At 35.3% G+C, this 19,871-nt stretch carries 15 protein-coding genes; 3 read left to right on the forward strand and 12 right to left on the reverse strand.

The features are described 5' to 3' along the window. Nucleotides 1-10: 10 nt before the first annotated feature. Together EGI22_RS21160 and EGI22_RS21165 are read left to right on the forward strand one after the other, a co-directional pair. A complete protein-coding gene (locus tag EGI22_RS21160) occupies nt 11-400 on the forward strand; it encodes a helix-turn-helix domain-containing protein (RefSeq protein WP_255070481.1) in 390 nt (129 codons plus the stop codon). Between the two features lie 70 nt (nt 401-470). After that, nucleotides 471-689, forward strand: a complete 219-nt coding sequence (locus EGI22_RS21165; protein ID WP_255070483.1) for a (4Fe-4S)-binding protein — start codon at nt 471-473, stop codon at nt 687-689. A 50-nt stretch (nt 690-739) separates the two neighbouring features. On the opposite strand, the gene EGI22_RS21170 is transcribed toward EGI22_RS21165, so the two are convergent. From EGI22_RS21170 to EGI22_RS21205, 8 genes are all read right to left on the reverse strand, one after another. Next, entirely contained in the window at nt 740-3,349 is a 2,610-nt protein-coding gene (locus EGI22_RS21170; RefSeq protein ID WP_255070484.1) for a TonB-dependent receptor, read from the reverse strand. 260 nt (nt 3,350-3,609) lie between these two features. Beyond that, nucleotides 3,610-4,308, reverse strand: coding sequence for a LytTR family DNA-binding domain-containing protein (locus EGI22_RS21175; protein WP_255070487.1), 699 nt, complete (start codon nt 4,306-4,308; stop codon nt 3,610-3,612). Then, nucleotides 4,298-5,383 (reverse strand): sensor histidine kinase, encoded by a 1,086-nt coding sequence (locus EGI22_RS21180; protein ID WP_255070488.1) that lies wholly within the window; start codon nt 5,381-5,383, stop codon nt 4,298-4,300. The genes EGI22_RS21175 and EGI22_RS21180 overlap by 11 nt, the downstream gene beginning before the upstream one ends. 354 nt (nt 5,384-5,737) lie before the next feature. Next, on the reverse strand, nt 5,738-6,763 hold the full coding sequence (locus tag EGI22_RS21185; protein WP_255070489.1) for a restriction endonuclease subunit S: 1,026 nt from the start codon (nt 6,761-6,763) through the stop codon (nt 5,738-5,740). Continuing rightward, nucleotides 6,756-8,561 (reverse strand): class I SAM-dependent DNA methyltransferase, encoded by a 1,806-nt coding sequence (locus EGI22_RS21190; RefSeq protein WP_255070490.1) that lies wholly within the window; start codon nt 8,559-8,561, stop codon nt 6,756-6,758. Before EGI22_RS21190 ends, EGI22_RS21185 begins: the two co-directional genes overlap by 8 nt. 3 nt (nt 8,562-8,564) lie before the next feature. After that, on the reverse strand, nt 8,565-9,527 hold the full coding sequence (locus EGI22_RS21195; RefSeq protein WP_255070491.1) for a KilA-N domain-containing protein: 963 nt from the start codon (nt 9,525-9,527) through the stop codon (nt 8,565-8,567). A gap of 1 nt (nt 9,528) precedes the next feature. Continuing rightward, nucleotides 9,529-10,560 (reverse strand): IS1595 family transposase, encoded by a 1,032-nt coding sequence (locus tag EGI22_RS21200; protein WP_255070492.1) that lies wholly within the window; start codon nt 10,558-10,560, stop codon nt 9,529-9,531. Nucleotides 10,561-10,754: 194 nt separating this feature from the next. Next, nucleotides 10,755-13,064 carry a glycoside hydrolase family 3 N-terminal domain-containing protein gene (locus tag EGI22_RS21205; RefSeq protein ID WP_255070493.1) on the reverse strand — a complete coding sequence of 770 codons (2,310 nt, stop codon included), beginning with the start codon at nt 13,062-13,064 and terminating at the stop codon, nt 10,755-10,757. 288 nt (nt 13,065-13,352) lie between these two features. Between EGI22_RS21205 and EGI22_RS21210 the strand changes: the two genes are divergently transcribed. Continuing rightward, nucleotides 13,353-13,748, forward strand: coding sequence for a DoxX family protein (locus tag EGI22_RS21210; RefSeq protein WP_255070494.1), 396 nt, complete (start codon nt 13,353-13,355; stop codon nt 13,746-13,748). A gap of 61 nt (nt 13,749-13,809) precedes the next feature. Here EGI22_RS21210 and EGI22_RS21215 read toward each other — a convergent pair whose 3' ends face one another. The 4 genes from EGI22_RS21215 to EGI22_RS21230 all read right to left on the reverse strand — a co-directional run bounded on the left by EGI22_RS21215 (nt 13,810) and on the right by EGI22_RS21230 (nt 19,825). After that, a complete protein-coding gene (locus EGI22_RS21215; RefSeq protein WP_255070495.1) occupies nt 13,810-14,715 on the reverse strand; it encodes a 5-dehydro-4-deoxyglucarate dehydratase in 906 nt (301 codons plus the stop codon). Between the two features lie 335 nt (nt 14,716-15,050). Next, nucleotides 15,051-16,346, reverse strand: a complete 1,296-nt coding sequence (locus tag EGI22_RS21220; protein WP_255070496.1) for an enolase C-terminal domain-like protein — start codon at nt 16,344-16,346, stop codon at nt 15,051-15,053. Between the two features lie 363 nt (nt 16,347-16,709). Next, nucleotides 16,710-18,383 carry a galactarate dehydratase gene (gene garD, locus EGI22_RS21225; RefSeq protein WP_255070497.1) on the reverse strand — a complete coding sequence of 558 codons (1,674 nt, stop codon included), beginning with the start codon at nt 18,381-18,383 and terminating at the stop codon, nt 16,710-16,712. After that, complete coding sequence (locus tag EGI22_RS21230; protein ID WP_255070499.1) at nt 18,380-19,825, reverse strand: GntP family permease; 1,446 nt, start codon at nt 19,823-19,825, stop codon at nt 18,380-18,382. The genes garD and EGI22_RS21230 overlap by 4 nt, the downstream gene beginning before the upstream one ends. Nucleotides 19,826-19,871: the final 46 nt, after the last annotated feature.

The raw sequence follows: 19,871 nt of genomic DNA on the forward strand, positions 1-19,871 counted from the left end.
TATATTAAAAATGCTAGAGCAGTTAAATAATATCAAAAAATGTCCAACTTCCTATGTTTTGGCTGTGAGAGATACTTTAAATGTATTTCAAGGAAAATGGAAAATGCCAATAATCGGAACATTGATATTTGGAAAGAAAAGATTCAAAGAGATTGAGAGGGAATTGGAAAATATTACTCCAAGAATGCTTTCTCAGGAATTGAAAGATCTAGAAGCCAACGGTGTAATTACCCGAAGTGTTTACAATACTACCCCTGTAACTGTAGAATATGAATTGACACAATCTGGCAAAGAATTGAATGGCGTATTGGAAGCAATGATAACTTGGGGCTTGCAGCATAGAAAAGCATATTTACAAGAAAGTCTTCCAGTTTTTAAAAATATCCCAGTGGCCATCTAATTATTTCAAATATTATTATAGCTTTTTTTAAAAGGAGAATTTATATTTAGATTTAAAAACAGAATAGATAATGGACATAAATAACCTAAAAAAAGAATACACCAATGGCGAAATAACCGTGGTGTGGGAGTCTGGAAAGTGTATTCACTCTGGAAAATGTGCCAGAGGCCTACCACAGGTATTTCAACCAAAAGAAAAACCTTGGATAAAAATTGATGGGGCGACTTCCGCCGAAATAATTGAAGTAGTTTCGAAATGCCCATCAGGGGCTTTAAGTATAAAAAAATAACCACCTCATAAAATTACAAGGTAGTTATTTTGAAGAAAGTATTCTTTAGATTATTGCATTTGCATTCCTTCCATAGATGAGCCATTGTTGTTTTTCTTAAACATTTTGGCGTCCATTTGTCCAAAACGGAAAGAGAAATTCAATTTTACCATTTGAGGATTATTTAGACGATAGTAACTTTGAGTGAATCCTTCACCGTAAGAAACTTGGGTATTACCTCTAGTTCTGAAAATGTCATTGGCAGATAAGGTCAATGAAGCCACATCATTTTTCATGAATGTTTTTTTAACCGCTACATCAACACCATAAAACGGCTCAATATAACCTTGTGATGAACTTTGTGCTTGGCTCATAGGCGGTCCAAAACTCTGACCTTGACTTACTGGCATATTTGATTTTCCTTGATAATCACCCGAAAGCTGGATTACCCACTTATTTTTCAAACTAAAATTATTGTTTAACTTCCCAAAAGTTGTCCATAAAGCCCCTTGTTGGGTACTGTTTTCTACGTTTTCAGTATTAATTTTTGAATTGTAGAAATTGATATTTGCTGTGATATCCCACCATTTTTTAATTTTATTGGTATAGGTTATTTCCGCACCATAATTATCACTTGAGTTGGCATTAATATAAGTATTAATTAAATCTAATCTACCACTGATAGGATTTATTTCTTGGGACAAATACCTGGTTATCAAATTATTGGTATGCTTATAATACACAGAGGTAAGAAAAGTACCTGTACCTTTAGTCTTACTGTAAGAAATCTCTCCTGATGTCGTGAATTCCGGAACTAGATTTGCATTTCCTTTTGTGATATTCAAACTATCGCTATAATCAATAAATGGTATCAACTGGAAGAAATTAGGTCTATTTACTCTTCTTGTTACACTTAATTGCATTTGATCTGTCTTAGTAAGATTTTTACTTAAAAACACAGATGGGAATAAACTCAATGGGTAAGTATTGGTGAAAACTTCTTTGGTATTTAACAATTTTCCGTCATAAGCAGAACTCTCAGCACGCAATCCTGTTTTATAAGAAAACAAAGAGCCTACTTTTCCACTTACTGAAATATAAGCCGCATACACGTTATTATTGCTGGTATAATTCGTTGATGCGGAAGGAATATTTACGAAGGTATCAGAGCCAAGAGCCTTAAGAGTGTTATCGTTCTGATTAGTCAAGGTATTGATTTGTGCCCTTAAACCCATCTCTAAATTACCCTCATTTTTAAGAGGTCTTACGTAATCAGTTTGAATAGTCATAAAACGATTACCTCCATCTCCCGTATTTTTCTGAATACGAACCCCAGAAATCTGACCCGCCGAATTCAAGTAATTGGTGTTATAAGTAGCGTCATTCAAATTGCTTCCACCGAAATAATTCAAATCCATTGTTAACTCCTCCCCTGCTTTTGGGAAACTGTGTTTAAAGCCTAACTGTAATCCTTTAGGCTTAAATTGACGTGTAGAATTGGAAAGTCTGTTGCTCAAACTAACCACATCATTAACTGTATTGGTTATCAATATGTCTTCTTTCGGAGTAAACTTTCCTCCACCAAATATTCCACCAATAGACAAAGAGGTACGATTGGATAAATAATAATCCAGACCAACTCTACCAAATCCCATCAAACCTGTGGTTTTGCTACTAATATCTTGTATTGTACTTGAAGTAATTCCTCCAATAGTGCTGAATCTATCGCTGTTTCCTGTTACATTATTCCTCATTCTCATACCCATTCCCATCACCGAAAAGTTAACTTTCCCCTGACGAACATTGAAATTCGTCATAAGATTTCCTCCGCCAATACGGTCGCCTCCTAGGTTTACCATTCCATTATAGCCACTTTTCTTATTTTTCTTAAGCACAATATTAAGTATACCTGCCATACTACCTGAGGCATCGTATTTGGCCGAAGGATTGGTAATAACTTCTACTTTTTCGATAGCATCTGCAGGAATTTGATCATAAGAAAGTGTTGTTGGCCTGCCATCAATAAACAAAGTAGGAGCCGCGTTTCTTAATTTCACATTTCCATCTATATCAACTTGAAGCGATGGAATATTACGCATCACATCTACTGCAGTTCCTCCAGCGGTTACAATATTTTTCTCCACATTAAATATCTTCTTATCTATATCCATTTCCAAAAGAGCCTTTTGTGCCGTAACCGTAACAGCATCAAGCACTTTTGAATCACTTGGTAGATTTAGATTTCCCATGTCTTTTTCAAAAGCTGCCATCATTTTTGCCATCATTGCTGGATCTGGTTGCTGTCCAGGCTTTGGTGGTGCAAAACCATCCATTTTAGGCTTTTCAAATTCAACAGCAAAATCTGTTGTTACAAACCCAATCGAACTCACTTTTAATTTTAATTTACCAAACACTGGCAATTCACTAAAATCAAAATCTCCATTCATTTCACTGGTTATTGCTTTTACCACAACGTCTTTCGGTTGTTTACTAGCACTGTCTAAAACACTTTTCATTATAATCACAGTGGCAAATTCAACAGGTTTACCAGCCTCATCTATTACTTTTCCAAATACATGCCCCTTCATTGGATCTTGCATTTTCATACCACCCGCTGGAAACTGTGCATAAGTGCTGATACTTACTAAGGCGGCGACTAAAATTCCGAATAACTTTTTCATTTGTATTATTAATTTCTTTCGTAAATAACCAGACTTAAAAAAACCTGGTGTTTTATTTATGCAACAAATGTAAAAGGGAAATTTTGCATTATTCCTATAGTCCACTATCTGTGTATACTTATAATAAATTTGTGTATATCTGTAAAGGATAGCTTGCAAAGAAATTTGATGAAAGCGAGAAAACAGAAGATAAAATTGAACAATCCAAAATTTTGAAAGTAGCAAATTTTGAAAGAAAAACGTATAATTAGAGCTTAAAATCAAGCCATTGCCTTCTCTAAATCAGGAAGGAATTTTTTGCCTATAGGTAATTCGACTTTGCCTAAAGACAGCTGGGAGTTAGTAAAACCAGTAATTTTGGTCTTATTTATGATAAAAGAATTGTGTATACGAATAAAAACATCAGAAGTTAGTTTGGCTTCCATTCCTTTTAGATTAGATCTGGTTAGAATGGGATGCACCCTACCTTCAAGATGAATTTTAACGTAGTCTTTTAAGCCTTCTATGTAAATTATTTCATCAAAAAATAGCTTTATTTTTTTATATTCAGCGTGAATAAGGATAAATCCAGAATTGTCTTTTTTCAAGAATTGTTTTTGTAAAACCAATAAATTTTTGACTTTCTCCAATGCCACAACTAACCTTTCTTTCCTTATTGGTTTGGTGAGATAATCTACTGCATTGAGCTCAAAACCTTCAACCGCATAGTGATGATAAGCAGTAGTAAAAATCACCAAGGGTGGATTTTCTAAATTGCGGATAAATTGCGTCCCGAGCATTTCGGGCATTTGAATATCTGAAAAAATCAGGTCAATTTTGTTTTCTTTTAGATATTCTTCAACACCTATTGGGCTCGAAAATTTTTGCAGTACTTCTACGTCTTCAAAACTTTGTAAGTCGTCTTCGAGAATATCAAGTGCGAAAGGTTCGTCGTCTATTATAATGCAATTAATTTTCATTAATCTCAATTTTCATTAGAACTTCAAATTGATTTTCTGATTTATGGATATCCAATTTGTACGCACCAGGATATAATAATTCCAGTCGTCTTTTAATGTTAGAAAGTCCGATACCTTCGTTTTCAAGAGAATTTTTTCCTTGTACCAATATCTTATTTTTTGAAATAAAAACAATTCCATTTCTTTCTCTTTTAAGCTCAAAAACTATCTCCGTTGCATTTTTCCCGTCTACTCCGTATTTAAAGGCATTTTCTACAAAATGAATAAAAAGAAGTGGTTGAATTTGTAGAGATTCCAAACCTTCAGATACTATAAAATCCACTTTACCGCCTGCAGGAATACGAAGTTTTTGTAATTCTATGTAATTTCTGAGGTGTTCGACCTCTTGCATTAAACTTACTTTTGAGTCCCCAACTTCGTAGATAATGTATCGTAAAATTTCAGAAAGTTTCAAAATAGACTCCTCAGACTGGTCTGATTTTTTACGAACCAGCCAACGAATATTATTCAAAGTATTAAACAAAAAATGTGGGCTAATTTGCAATTTAAGCATATTTAGCTCCGTAGCTGTCTTCTCCAATTCGGCCAATTGATTGATTTCTCGCTGCCTACTTCGCTCGTTAAAAAGATACAATAATGTACTAATGAGCATATTGAGCGAATAAAAAAGAATAGGTCCAATAACCACTGGAAAAATAAGCCAACGCCTACGCTCTGATGCAGAAATGCTATTTCCTTTCGAATCTAAAATATGGCCTTCGCTTAGAAAAAATTGGGTGAAGGAAAAATAATTTATGAGGATATACAAGAGCAGACCAGACAATACCACAAGAAAAAAAGCCCAATTTTGATTTTTAGAAAGATATCTTGGAGCTAGTATTCGGAAATTAAAATAAAAAGCAACCAAAAGGTAAAAAGTACCGAAACATTGCATAAACAGAAAGCCCTTGTTAACTGTTGCCCATTTTTCGGGCTCATACAAGAAATTCACGAAAGGCAAAAGAAATAAGACAGCCCAAACTATGGTATGCGTTATATAAGACCTAGTGCTTCTTCTTCCGGTAATTTCTGTCATATTTATGCATTTTTATAAAACAAAAATAAAGGTATTGAAATTTGCCATTAATTAATTGCTTATCCCTTGTTCTGTATACTTACTCTGTCAAAGTGTATACTGAAATTAAGTAAACTTTAAATTTTGAAAAAAAATACCTGAATTTTATCTTACCAAAATTAAAAAAAAACGTTTTGTCAATAAATAAATCCATAAGTGTGAATATAATTTACTCAATGGACTATCAAGACAAAACGTCAATAAAGAATCTTTTAAAAATGCTTTAATTTTGAATTGGAATTTAGACTTTAATAAACCTAAATTAAAGTATTAATATCTGGTAATGATATACAATACTAACCCAATTAGTTTCCACTAAATTGAAGTGGAATATGGCAATGACTTTATGTAATTCTCCATAAACTCAAAGTCCGGCTTTCCATCCTCCGTTACTGGTAGTTTTATTTCTGAATCCAGCATTCTTGACGGTCGCCACTTTCTACCATAAGACCACCTATATTTTTCTAGCTTGATAATTGTACAAATAAAAAGAGCGATATACTTATTCCATTCACCATCCTTCAAAAGGAGCACATTTACATCATGCGAACAAGTAAAGTCAATTGGTTGATAAAAAGCATTTCCGACAGATCCATTATTTGACACTGTAACACAATTGCCAGGGAATAACTTTTTGTCGATAGGATGTTGAGAACTTTTTTCATCTTTATTAGCATTCCGAATGTCGTCAATTGAATAATATTCAGTTACTCCATTAGTAAACTCAGAAGACCCTACAAATGGGATATTTCCTTTTAATGTGTGGTCTGGCTTTTTATTGTAATAGCCTTTTATTATTTCAAATATCCCGTCTTCTCCGCCATATTTAAAAGTCTTCCACTTCTCAATATTAATTTCAATATTTTGTGGACTTAATACATCATGACTTATTTTCGCTAAACTATTCAAAGTTATATCATTAAACTCTTCAGGAATATTTTTTGGAATAAGTAAACTTCCAAGAGTCTTGTTAGCTTGTCTGCCGAAGCCATATCTGAATCTATTCTGCTTAATACAAAAACAATAGAATAATTTCTCAAAATCTGTGAGTTCCTTTCTCTCTTTAAGGACAAACACATGATATCCAGTATAAAACGGCATTGGTTGAATGCAAGACTCAAGAACAGAGTTTCCACTTCCAGCAACTGTTATTAATCCTTTGGGAAAAGGCTTGATAGAATCAATTATCTTAACAATAGCTGAAACCCCATTATTTTTCTCGGTTCGTGAAACATAATTCACCTTGTTTGGATAATTATTTTCACAGGTTTCTAAAACTGTTAAATCCAAACTATTTCCGGGCTTAATATCAAAGATTTCTGATAAAGGTATTTTATCCATTGTGTCCATAAAGCTGTTCAAATAATAAGTATTTCTTAATATCCTCAATAAAGTTATCCTTATTTAGCTTTTTATAATCTGTTTCCATAAATGCCTCTGCACACCATTCGTCTTCTGCCTTGATTACTTTATTTATACTTTTGCCAGGATGGTCAATTCTATTAATGTAAGTATCTAACCATTCAGACCTTATCCTTTCCCATTTATTAACTGCATCAATCCTACCTTTATTTTTTCTTTTTGTAAATCCATCGTCCTTCCAATATCCAAAAAAAGTTTTCTTTCTAAAAGGATGGGGTCTGTGTGCCGTAGCCACTATTACAGCCGTGATAACACCGACATCTGAATTGAAGAATAGCTCATCTGGCATTGAGAAAACAGCCTCCAAGGTATGTCGATCTAATAGTTTTTGCTTTAACGAAAGCCGAAGACCAGATGTAGCTATAACGCATTGCATAGGCACAATCGCAATGCAAGTGCCAGATGGTTGTAAAGCTTCTAAATTGTTCAGAACAAATTCAAGCTCTTCAGTATCTGTCTTTTTCGTTTTATAAGGGGGATTTAAAAAACCCACATTTGGCATTTGTTCCTTAGCAATGGCAATTACTGAAGCATCAAAACAATCTCCATGAATAATATTTGTTTTGCCATCTTGATGAATAAACATATTTGAACAAGCAAGGGCAAAGATGTCGTCCTGCCATTCTACTCCTATTAATTGTTTCTCTTTTATCAGTTTTATTTTTTCAATATTCCCTTTTGCATCATGAACCATCTCATTCATAGAGCTAATTAAAAAGCCACCAGTTCCTGTGCAGTTATCGTACACAATACTGTCTTTATTAACACCTGCAAGAGCCACAAATAATTCCGTAATATGTGGCGGTGTCAAAACTATACCTAAACCTTTGTCGCTATTAGCATACCTCAAAAACTCAATGTAAAACTGTCCTAGAACATCAAAATATTTATGGGTTTTTATAAACTTGTTTATGTTTTTATCAATGCTTTCAATTATATCAGACAACACCGTATTTTCACCTGACAGTGCTGTATGAGTCCTGATAAAGTTGTATGCATTTTTAAGATTTTCAATCTTCTTACTGTGCAGATTGGCGTTCTTAAGTTGGTTTGAAATAGTGTCAGCTAAAATATTTGCTAAATCCTCTGGCTTTGTGTGTTGTTTATATGATACTTCAAATGCTCTATTTTCGAGGGCTATTAATACACCACTAATTAACAAACTTCGCTGAGATTCCTTTATTTTTTTTGCATGAAGGGTCTCATTTAGTTCCTTAGAAAAGGACAAAAGACTGTTATAATCTTGCCTAAATTTTTCAGGACTTGTTAGATATTCTTTAAGGTAGCTTTCAGGAGTCAATAATTCATCTGAAAATTTTTGTATTGCTTTGCTTTCTCCTTTAAGATGAAGAAAGTGTGATATTCTTAAGTTATTATTATCAACACCACTAACTGCAATGGCTATAACATCATATTCTTTAGATAAAAATGAAGCATAAAGTAAAACATCATCAACAGCAAAAGACCCATACTGATCCCTAAGTTTACTCTCATGCTTGGATACATCACCCTTACACTCAATAACTATTAAGAGATTATTATCCTCTTCAAATTGAATAATAAATTCGGGTAATCCATTTTTAATGCCTTTTTTAGAGGCATTTTTCAAAAGTTTTTGAATTTTTATATTCTCAGATCTCTGCTCTTCAATATAGATCTTAGAAAACTGTTGAAAGTGGCTTCTTACTATATTCTCAGTCTTCCTTTCGTTAATCATAGTTTAAGGTTTTTTAGATTTAGGTTTTCCAGCTTTCGATATTTTGGAGATCGCATCTCCAAAAGACCCTTCGAAGCTAATTCCATTTTGATCACTATTTTTTTGAGCATCAATATAAGTGGTTCCGGAGGTCTTTTTTAGGGATTTTACGAAATCAACTTGACTTAAGGATTTTAATTGTGCTTGGGCAACAATCCTCAACTGCTCAAATCGTGTCTTTTTATCAATCTGATTTGTGATAAGCACTGAGTTTAAGCTTTCCAAATTAGATAATACAGTTAACTCATTAATACTAGCAAAGTCTCGCATATTTTTACCAGAAGAAGCTAATTTTGAATTATTGTCTTTCCACATTTTAGATGTACATCCAAAAAGTGCCACATTTAACAAGTCAGCTTCGTTAGCGTAAATAATCCATTCTTTGTTTTGATCAATATTCAGTTGGGGAATTAGATGCTCCTTTACAGCGTCGGTATGTATTGCATAATTAGCCTTGCTAAGTACTCTCTTTACGTTCCACTCAATGTTGTATTGATTGTTTTCGGTCTCCTTTAGGCGTTGAAATTCCTTTATTAGAAAAAGTTTGAATTGAGGGCTTAACCATGACCCAAACTCAAAAGCAATATCTTTATGAGCAAAAGTTCCTCCCCCATGCCTGCCAGATTTAGAATTTAATCCAATTGCATTTGTTTTTTCGACCCACTTTTTAGGAGACATAGTAAACGAATTGAGTCCAGCTCTAGTTCTAAACTCCTCGAATTCGGGTAGGTTAAAATCTGGGTTATACATAGACTCCCATACGCCTAAAAACTCAATAGTATTAATGTTTCTTATCCACTTTTCTATTAATGAACTTCCATCATCAAACGCTTTAACCATGTCGGTTAAAGAAATAAAGTCTTCGTTGTTTAGATTAGAAACACGAATATCTTGCCCTTGAACATTTATTATAGAATTTTTTGCCATTTCATTTTCCTATTAGCCTATTGTACTTGATTGATCCAGATATAAAAGCCATTGCATAATTCAACCTATCTCCATCTTTCATTGTATGAGTATTGAATCTAAATGCGACTTCATTGACGTAATTTTGAAGATGCCTCTTACTCATAGAATGATAAACACCAATATAAGACCTTTTAAGCCACGTCCAAAATCCTTCTAAAGAATTTGTTGTGTCTCCATTATCATTAACATACTGCTTTACACGATGATCTACGATCCTGTGGTCGTAATCACTACCCAACCCTTGGTATGCAGTCCACTCATCAGAGACTAATATACTCCCCTCCTTTACATGTTCTTTTATAATTGGCTTTAAACTAACCCCTTTAGTGTTGTTTACAACTCTACAACGAACAATTGCAGGACTATGGATAATTTTCTCCATGACCATTCTATTTGGATTGTTTTTGCTAGGTCTTTCAATGAATTCTGAAACTTCTTCTTGTAACATTCCCATTACCGGAGTTTTGTCTTTAAAACTACGCCCTTGCGATTGTGCTACTTTTTTATCCGCATGTCGATTTCTGTTTTTTCCTCCTACAAAAGTTTCATCTAGCTCAACTGTACCCTCCAATTGATTATCTAAGTTCTCATTTTCACCTAGTCCAAATCTAATACGATGAAGCATAAACCAAGAAGATTTTTGAGTTACTTTAATGTCCTTTGCTAATTGGTGTGAGGATATGCCCTTTTTATGAGCTTTAACCAAATAAATTGCAACATACCATTTTCTAAGAGGAATTTTACTGTCTTCAAAAATAGTGCCTACCTTTGCAGTGAATTGTTCTCTACAAGAAGCACATTTGAATCTCTTTTGGTCGGAGAACCTATAAACCTTAGAACAGCTACAATGGGGACAGGTAGGTTGACCGTTCCATCTTTTTTGTTCTAAATATTGAAGTGCCTTAATTTCGGTGTCGAAATAAGAAATAACATCTATTAGACTATCAAAATTATCCATGTGACATACTTGTATAACCCAAAGGTAAAACAATAATTTGGGTTATACAAGTAAATCAAATAAAAATAGTTAAAAGTTGTATTAATGTGGTTTTAATTAACCTCTAGGCGATATAGATTAATTAATCAAGAATTTATCTTCAAGAGATAGTGATTTTAGCTTTTCAAGATTGGGTTAGTATTGTATATCATTACCTAATATTTAATAAATAGCAACCTAAAAATATATCATTTATATTTCAAAACTCTCGCATCTTTGATTACACCTTTCCAATTCAAACCGTATCCAAAATTATAACTATTGCCTTCAGAATCTTTTAGTGGAACCATGTCATAAGGCACATCTTCCATTTGAGTTTCTACTGTGCTCATATTGGCTGGCATTTGCATTGGAAGCAATGCCGAAGGTTCTGATTTTCCGGAAATAATATCCAAAAGTGCCTGATCTTGAACACCAAAACTTAGTAAAATTCCACTTACTTTCGTCTCAAATTCTGCTAAAACAAGAGGATTTCCTGTGTTTACGCTAACTATTACTGGTTTACCATTCATTTTTTGTGCTGTTTCATCTACCAATTTCAAATCACTAATATTAGAAGTTTTGGCTATTTTGCCTTTATAGCTTCTGTTGGTAAAATTCTCCATTGGATCACCACCTGCTATGCTCTTTTCACGAGCTTCTGTGGCGGCATAATCATTGTATTGAAGACTGATTGGAATATATCCGTTCCCTCCATTTTCCAGGTCTTTTTTGTCGTAACCCATGGTAGCAGCTGGAGCTTGAATAAACACCAAAGCAAAGTCTGCTTCTTCTGGAGTATCTGTCACATTATAGTATTTTTTTACAATTTCCATGTTTACAGGATAATCTGTAGATGCGGGAGTTTCCATACCTAAGAAATTACGGCTGGCTGGAGTAAATCTTTTGGGAACATAAACTGTCTTTCTTCCTGAAATAGGCAATGTATTTCTTTTGTTTTTAAGCATTACGATTGACTTTAATTGAGCCTCATAGCCTTCTTTCATTTTCGCAGGACTTCCTACTACCTCTTTTGTTTTTACAGGATCTAAATATGGATTTTCGAAAACTCCCACTCTAAAAATATTCAGAAGCAATCTGTAGCCAGATTCTTGCATTCTGGCTTTCATTTTAGCTTCTCCCATTTCTTTTACACCTATTTGGTAAGCATCCAAGACTGGTTTGATATCGTTATTGCCACCAAACTGATCAACACCTGCCATCAATACTTTATAATGTCTTTCAGCCAATGTCAAACCTTCAACTCCCCAAGATTTTCCATCCACAAAATTATCCATAGCCTTGTGATCACCCGTTACCAACCAATCGGTACAAACCACACCATTGTAAGCATATTTCTTACGTAGCAAATCGGTAATGATGTATTTGTTATAATTATTCGCCACATTTTCATGGTTTACCACGTCTTGATTCCACGAGATTGTGTAATATGGCATAACCGCTGAAGCCATTTTGGTTTTGCCTTTAAGCTTGAAAGCACCTTGAATAAACGGAATCATGTGGGCATTAAAATTATTGCCTGGATATACTGCGAACTTACCGTTGGCATAATGTGCATCCCTACCAGATTCTCCAGCACCACCTCCTGGCCAATGTTTTACCATGGCATTTACACTTCCTTGTCCCCAACCAGAGACAGAATTCTTTGTGGTTTGAAATCCGTCGCAATAAGCTTCGGCCATAGCTGCTGAAAGCAATGGACTCTCGCCAAAAGTACCGCTAAACCTTGCCCAACGTGGCTCAGTGGCTATATCGACCTGAGGCGAAAGTGCAGTTGTGACACCTAATGCACGGTATTCTTCAGCTGCAATTTGTCCAAACTTTCTCACCAATTCAGGATCAAAAGTGGCAGCTAAGCCCAATGAACTTGGCCACATAGAAATTTCTCCACCTGCTGCTGCATTGTATTCGGCATTGGCTCTCGTTCCGTGTCTTGGGTCTGTGCTATTATTGGCAGGAATTCCATTTCCAACACTTTCGCAAAACGCCTGCATTTTATTGTTCCACTGAGCTGCAATTTCAGGTGACTGAACAGTAGTGATAAGCACATGTCTCAGGTTATCGTCTTTCAGAAATTTCTTTTGTTGATCTGTCAAATCACTTGGGTCAGTTTCGCCTGCTACAAATGGTTTACCATTGTATGTACCTGCAAAATACCCACCAGCTCGAGCAGGAATAGACTGATGTGCAGAATATAACATAAGTCCGGCTATTTCTTCGACTGTAAGTTTTGAGGCCAAATCTTTGGCTCTTATTTCGTAGCTTAATCGCCAATCTTCAAATTTATCTAGCTTATTGTTTTTATTTAAATCTTTAAATGCTAGTCCATTAACGGTTAGAATTTTTATACCAGAATTAGGTGAATATCCAAGAATTTGGCCATTCCCATTATTGATTACATTAAAGCTTTCATTGGTTTTTTCTGTCCATTTTTTTTGAGCGAAAGTGGAAAAACAAACAATATTTATTAAGGAAATAAAAGCAAGTTTAAGTTTCATTTTTATAACAATTTAAGGTTAAAGAATATCTTAAAATAAAGACAAAAAATTATAAAGTAATAACTACAAAGATAAATTGAAAAGCGATTAATTAAGTATTCAATTTACGGCAATTAATATGCAAAATCAAGTTTATTGACCTTATAGTTTTAGTGTATTTTTCAAAAGAAATAATGAACGAAAATTTATCCTTTTTCCTTATATGTGAAATTATGGATAAAACTTCTTTAAGCTTTTATTCATTTTTATAATTATTTTAAACGCTAATTTTTTAAACCCTAATTTAACATGGAAAACAACCAAACTATTTCAAAAGGACGTTTGTATACGTCGTATGGTCTTCAAGGCCTAGTTTCACTTATGTTCCTAATGGGAGCATTTATGAATATCAGCCAAAATGCTGAAGCCGTAAAAGGTGCCACCGACATGGGATTTGCAGAAACATCAGTGCTGTATCTGGGCATAATTTTATTGTTAAGTACATTGCTTTACATTTTTCCAAAAACTAGCATTCTCGGTGCTTTGTTATTAACGGCATGGTTAGGAGGAGCAGTGGCAACACACATGATCCATAAAGACGAAATGAGTAAAACATTAGCACCCATTATATTTGGAGTTTTGGTATGGGTAGCCCTTTGGTTGAGAGAGGGAAAACTAAGCAGCATTTTCCCATTTAAAGCTTAAAAAAACAATGCCACTAATGAGAATACCATTGGTGGCATTTTTATTTACACAATTTCTTTTATTAAATATTCTGATTTATAATATCTTGTAATTCAGCCACTTCAGCATCTGATGGCATAGACAATGGCGGTCTGACATCACCAGCACTTCTCCCAATTAATTTTGCACCAGCTTTGATTAAACTCACCGCATATCCGTTCTTTTTTCCCCTTAACCTGACCAAAGGAATATAGAATTTTTGAGTAATTTCTTTTACCGTTTCTTTATCTCCAGCTCTTAATGCCTTATAAAACTTATTGGCTAATTCTGGCACAAAATTAAACGCAGCTGATGAGTAAGTATTAACTCCAATCGAGAGATAAGCTTCTGCAATAATCTCTGCAGTGGGAACTCCGCCGATATATGAAAGTCGATTTCCAACTGTTTTTATGATATCGTTTAAGTCTTGGATATTGCCTGTACCGTCTTTCAAGCCTATAAAGTTTGGACAAGCATCGGCTAATTTTTGGATATATTCTGTAGTTAAAACTCCGTTTCCTCTATTGTAATAAATTACTGGCAATGAGGTATTTTGCATGATAGCTTTGGCATATTCTAATACGCCATCTTTGGGACATTCGGTTAGATAAGGAGGAAAAAGTAAAATCCCATGAATACCTGCTTTTTCAGCGATTTTGGTAAAAACATTGGCTTCAACAATACTTCTGCCAGCACTTGCAATCACAGGAACTCTATCTGCAACAACCCTCACTGAAATGTTTACAATTTGTTCATATTCTTCTACAGAAAGTGAGAAGAATTCGCCTGTGCCTCCAGCCACAAATACAGATGACACATCATGCCCAACAAACCATTCCACACGGTCGGCAAAAGTTGTAGCATTGAATTCTCCTTTATCATCAAAATCGGTGATTGGAAAAGAAAGAAGGCCGTTTTCGAGCGATGATTTTATTTTTGAAAGTTCCATATTTGATTAGTTATTTGTGTAATAGTTATTGGTTTCTTGGTTTATTAGTTATTTGTATATTAGTTTACTGGTTATTAGGGTATTAATATATTTGTTATTGGTTTATTAGTTTACTAGTTATTCGTCTATTGGTAATTAGTGTATTTGTTATTTGTATATTAGATTAGCTGGTAATTAGGATATTTGTTATTTATATATTAGTTTACTGGTTATTAGAATATTAATGTTTGAATATTGGTATATACATTTCGAATTATCTGACTTTAAATAAGTACTTGTTAATCCATTTTCTGACTAAAACTAATTACCTAATATACTAATAACTAGTTACCCTTTTACCATCTCGTTGCCATAAATTTCCAGTCAGGTTGTACTTTTTGCATTTCTATTTCGTCGTTACGTTTGGTAAGACCACATGTCAAGTAATTCTGATGAAGTCGGGCCAATTCTTTTCTATCTAATTCTACTCCTAATCCTGGCCCTTCTGGTACTGCAACTGCCCCATCTTCAAATTTCATCCTTCCTCCTACTATAATTTCGTCAGATTGCCAAGGATAGTGCGTGTCTAAAGCGTATTTAAAATTCGGAATAGCAGCACCCAAGTGTACCATGCCAGCCAAAGAAATACCCAAATGCGAATTAGAATGCATAGACAAATCTCTTCCAAAAGTCTCACAAACAGATGTCAAATTCATGGAAGCGTGCAATCCCCCCCAAAAATGATGGTCCGATAAAATGATATCTTCTGCACCCAAAAGTATACTCCTCGGAATATCTTCAAATGAAGTTGTGCACATATTGGTAGCCAATGGAGTTTTTAGAGCTTTTCTTACTTTAGCCATATTTTCTTGCCCTCGGCATGGGTCTTCCAGATATTCTATTACGCCTTCCATTTCTTTGCCATATTTTATTGAAGTTTCCACCGTCCAAAGAGCATTTGGGTCTATTCTGATAGGCACTTCCGGCCCAAATGCCTCACGAAGTGCAAATATAGCATCAACTTCTTGTCTTGGCTCAAACACGCCTCCTTTTAGTTTTAAAGACTGAAAACCAAACTCTTGGCACATGGCTTTGGATTGAGCAACTATCTCCTCGGGGTTTAATGCACTAGCTTGTCGAGCTGCGTCCCAACCTGTGGCTTTTGGATCTATTCCGAATGCTAATTCTCCTCCAGCACCTTCATATTTATAAAACAAATAGGCAGAAAATGGAACAGTATCACGTCGCTTTCCTCCTAACAAATCTACAATCGGTCTATTGACTATTTTTCCGACGATATCTAAACAAGCCACTTCTATCGCACTGAAAATATGAACAATAGTTCGCTGATCCCAAGGTGTATCTCCTCTTTTAAGGGTATCTTCTGAGTCAAAATTTGCAGATAAAATATCCTTGATTTTGTTCAGTTGAAATGGATCTTGACCAATTATTAATTCTCTGCTTTTGGCCAATGCAATATCAATAGCAATATTTCCTGGAATTTCACTAATCCCGCTAATACCGTCATCTGTTACCAATTCCACAACCGTGCGTAATGCATAAGGAGCATGAAGTCCGGCGGCATTAAGCAGAGGTGGATCAATCACAGCGATTGGGGTGATATGGAATTCTTTGATTTTTGGTCCTTTCATGGTTGGTTATTGGTTATTGGTGTATTTGTTATTTGTGTATTTGTTATTTGCGAAATGGTTTTTGGTATATTTTTCATTTGTTTTTTTAATAAATCCAAACTTTTTACTAAACTAATTAATTAACAATAAGTCATATACATTAAAAATAATACTTTATACAAAACTTATTAGAATTAAGCTAAAATTTCAATTACTACTAAAAAAAATCTGATAAATAAAGTGCAAACCAATTCATTTAACCCTATAATAATTCTAACTGATAGGTCACAGACTTCTATAAAATCAATACTTTTTTACTAATACCCTTCCGATAGCTATTGGGACACAAATACCTAATTCCCTATTATACTAATAACCATACCCCTACGTCAAAGGGCCAGGATTAAACAGCACCAAGTCATTGTAAAGCCCTAATTTATCGGTGGCAACTTTTTTGTTTCCGCCGGCAATGTCCAAAATCATTTGGAACAATTCCCAACCCATTTCTTCAATTGTTTTTAGGCCAAAAGCAACTGGCCCTGCATCAAAATCTATCAAATCATGCCAGCGATTGGCTAATTTCGAGTTTGAGCTTACTTTTATTACCGGAACCATATTTAATCCATAAGGTGTGCCGCGACCTGTTATAAAAACGTGCATGTTCATTCCAGCTGCCAATTGTAAAGTGCCACAAACAAAATCGCTTGCTGGCGTGGCTACAAAGTTTAGGCCTTTTTTTCGAATTTTGTCACCGGGCGAAATCACATCTACTATCGGACTTGTACCTGATTTCACTACCGACCCTAATGCTTTTTCGACAATATTGCTCAGTCCTCCACCTTTGTTGCCAGGTGTGGTATTGGCACTTCTATCTGCTTTGCCTTGATGGAGATATGCATCATACCAAGCCATTTCATCTTTCAACTTTTGAGCAACCTCCTCATTCTCTGCTCTCGGAACAAGCAAATGGATGGCATCTCGGACTTCTGTTACCTCCGAAAAAAACACTGTTCCACCTGCTCTTACAATCAAATCTGCGGCAAAACCAGAAACTGGATTTCCGGTTAATCCGGAAAAAGCATCACTACCGCCGCACTGCATTCCTACTACCAAATCTGATGCCGAGCAAGTGGTCCGTTGACGCAGATTTAGCTTTTGAAGATGTTTGGCAGCCAAGGCCATTATTCCATCAACCATTTCCTCAAAACCCTCAAAAGCTTCGTCTTGTAAATAAAGAATGGAGCCTTGAGAGTCGGAGTTTTCAGCATTCTTAGGGTTGTCTGGCAATAACCTTTCTGGCCGAAGTTTTTCGCATCCCAAGCCAATAATCATTATTTCACCCCCAAAATTTGGGTTTTGTGCAATATGCTTTATGGTCTTTATTGGAATCAGAGCAGCAGGAGCATCAATGGCTATTCCGCAGCCGTAACTATGATTAAAAACCACCACATCGTCCACATTTGGGTAAAGCGGTAGCAACTCCTTTTTTATTTTATTTTCAATAAAATTGGTAATCCCAGCTACGCATTGAACACTCGTCGTAATACCTAAAACGTTTTTTGTACCAACACTTCCATCCGCATTTTTATAACCTTGAAAAGTAAACCCTTCTAATTTTTCTGTTGCTACAACCAATGGTTTTTTATATAGAATATCTTCTAAACTTGGCGGTAAAGGAAGGTCAATATTAGATTCATTCACCCAAGAACCTTTTCCTATAGGCTTGTTTGCATAACCTATGGTTTGACCATAACGGATTACGACATCTCCAACTACAAAATCCATCAAGGCAACTTTATGTCCCATTGGAATATCTTCATCCAAAACAATACTATTCAAAACTATAGCCCCTCTTTTCAATCCTTCAGGATTCGCCACAATGGCTACATTATCGGTTGGAGAGGTTTTTATTACTATATTTTGCATTTGGTAATTGGTATATTTTTTATTGGGGTATTGGTTATTGGTATAATTGTTATTGGTGTATTGGTTATTGGTGTAATTGGTTATTGGTGTAATTGTTATTGGGAAATGGAAATTTGCAATTCCAAAACTCACACCATTGGAAAAAACCAAGCAGCTATCATGGTTAAAATAACGCCTGTTACGCCCATCAAGCTTTGCATGGGTGCTATGGTTTTCATGGCTTCTGTTTCGGTAAGATTGGAGGTTTTACACATTATCCAAAAGCCTGCATCGTTCATCCAAGGAATAAGCTTCGCTCCGCTTCCTATGGCCAAACATAAGTAAACCGGATGAAAACCCAAATTCGGATTTTGAGCCATTCCGGCCAATATGCCTGAGGCCGTAATCAAAGCTACGGTAGCCGAGCCTTGGGCTGTTCTTACAATAGCGGTAATCATAAATGCCAAGGGAATCAAGGCCATTTGGTAGCTACTGGTTAGGTCCGCGATTCTTTGGCTAATACCCGATTGTTGCAACATCCCTCCAAAAGCACCTCCCGATGCTGTTATTAAAATAATACCTCCGCCAGTCATAAGGGCAGTTTGGACAAACGCCGTAATCTTTTCTTTTGAAGTTTTTTTCTGCCTAGACAAAACAATCAAAGCAAAAATAGCTCCCATAGTAATGGCGATATTTTTATCTCCAAAAAACAAGACAATATCAATAAAATGGTTGATTAAAGAGAATGCTGTCCAGTCTCCTTTTGTCGTCACGAAGGCTTCAAATCCCGAACGAATGCAGATGGTAAGCAAAGGAAAAAGAGCAGGCAACAATGCCCAACCTAAAGACGGCAAATCTTTGTCATCTTTGTTGGCTATTTCGGCAATATCCTCCAAACGTGCATCTGGCGAATCTCTTAATGGAATTGGCATTTTTTTGTTTAAATAAATGGCAATTAAATAGCCCACTATAATAGTACACAGACCAAGCAAAGAACCACAAACCATCATTAAACCTATGGGCACATTCATAGCCCCTATCAAAAATAAAGGTCCGGGCGAAGGTGGAACATAAGAATTTGCCATAACCGCTCCCGCAATAACTGATAAAGCTAGTAAAAGATAATTTTTACCCAAACGCATTCCCATGGCTTTTGCCAAAGGCATCATAAGGAAAATTACGGTATCCACAAATACGGGTATGGTCAGAAAAAAGCTACTCAAAACAAATCCCAAAGGGGCATTTTTTTCACCTGTCACTTTTAACATTGACCTAATTATCTTTTCAGCAGCACCGCTGTCTAACATCGCTTTGCCTATTATGGCCGCCATGGCTATCAGTATCCCAATTTTGGCACAAGTATTACCAAACTCTGTGCCTATTCGGTCGCCTATGCTCTTATGCGAGAGTTTTAATGCTTCGGCCGCAGACATGCCTTTGGCCAAATAAAACTGTTCTACTGAGGCCAAAGGTGTAAGTAAAGCCACTGTAATACCAGCTAAAAGCAAAGCCAAAAAAGGATGTAATTTCAAGCCAATGATACCACCTACAACGATTACAATACCTACAAGTAAAATAAAAATAGGATCAGACATAGAAAGGGTTTATTAGATTTCAAATCTTAAAGAATTGCTCTAAAGA

It is taken from the genome of Lacihabitans sp. LS3-19 (assembly GCF_024343575.1).
In the GTDB taxonomy this organism is placed as follows: Bacteria; Bacteroidota; Bacteroidia; order Cytophagales; family Spirosomataceae; genus Leadbetterella.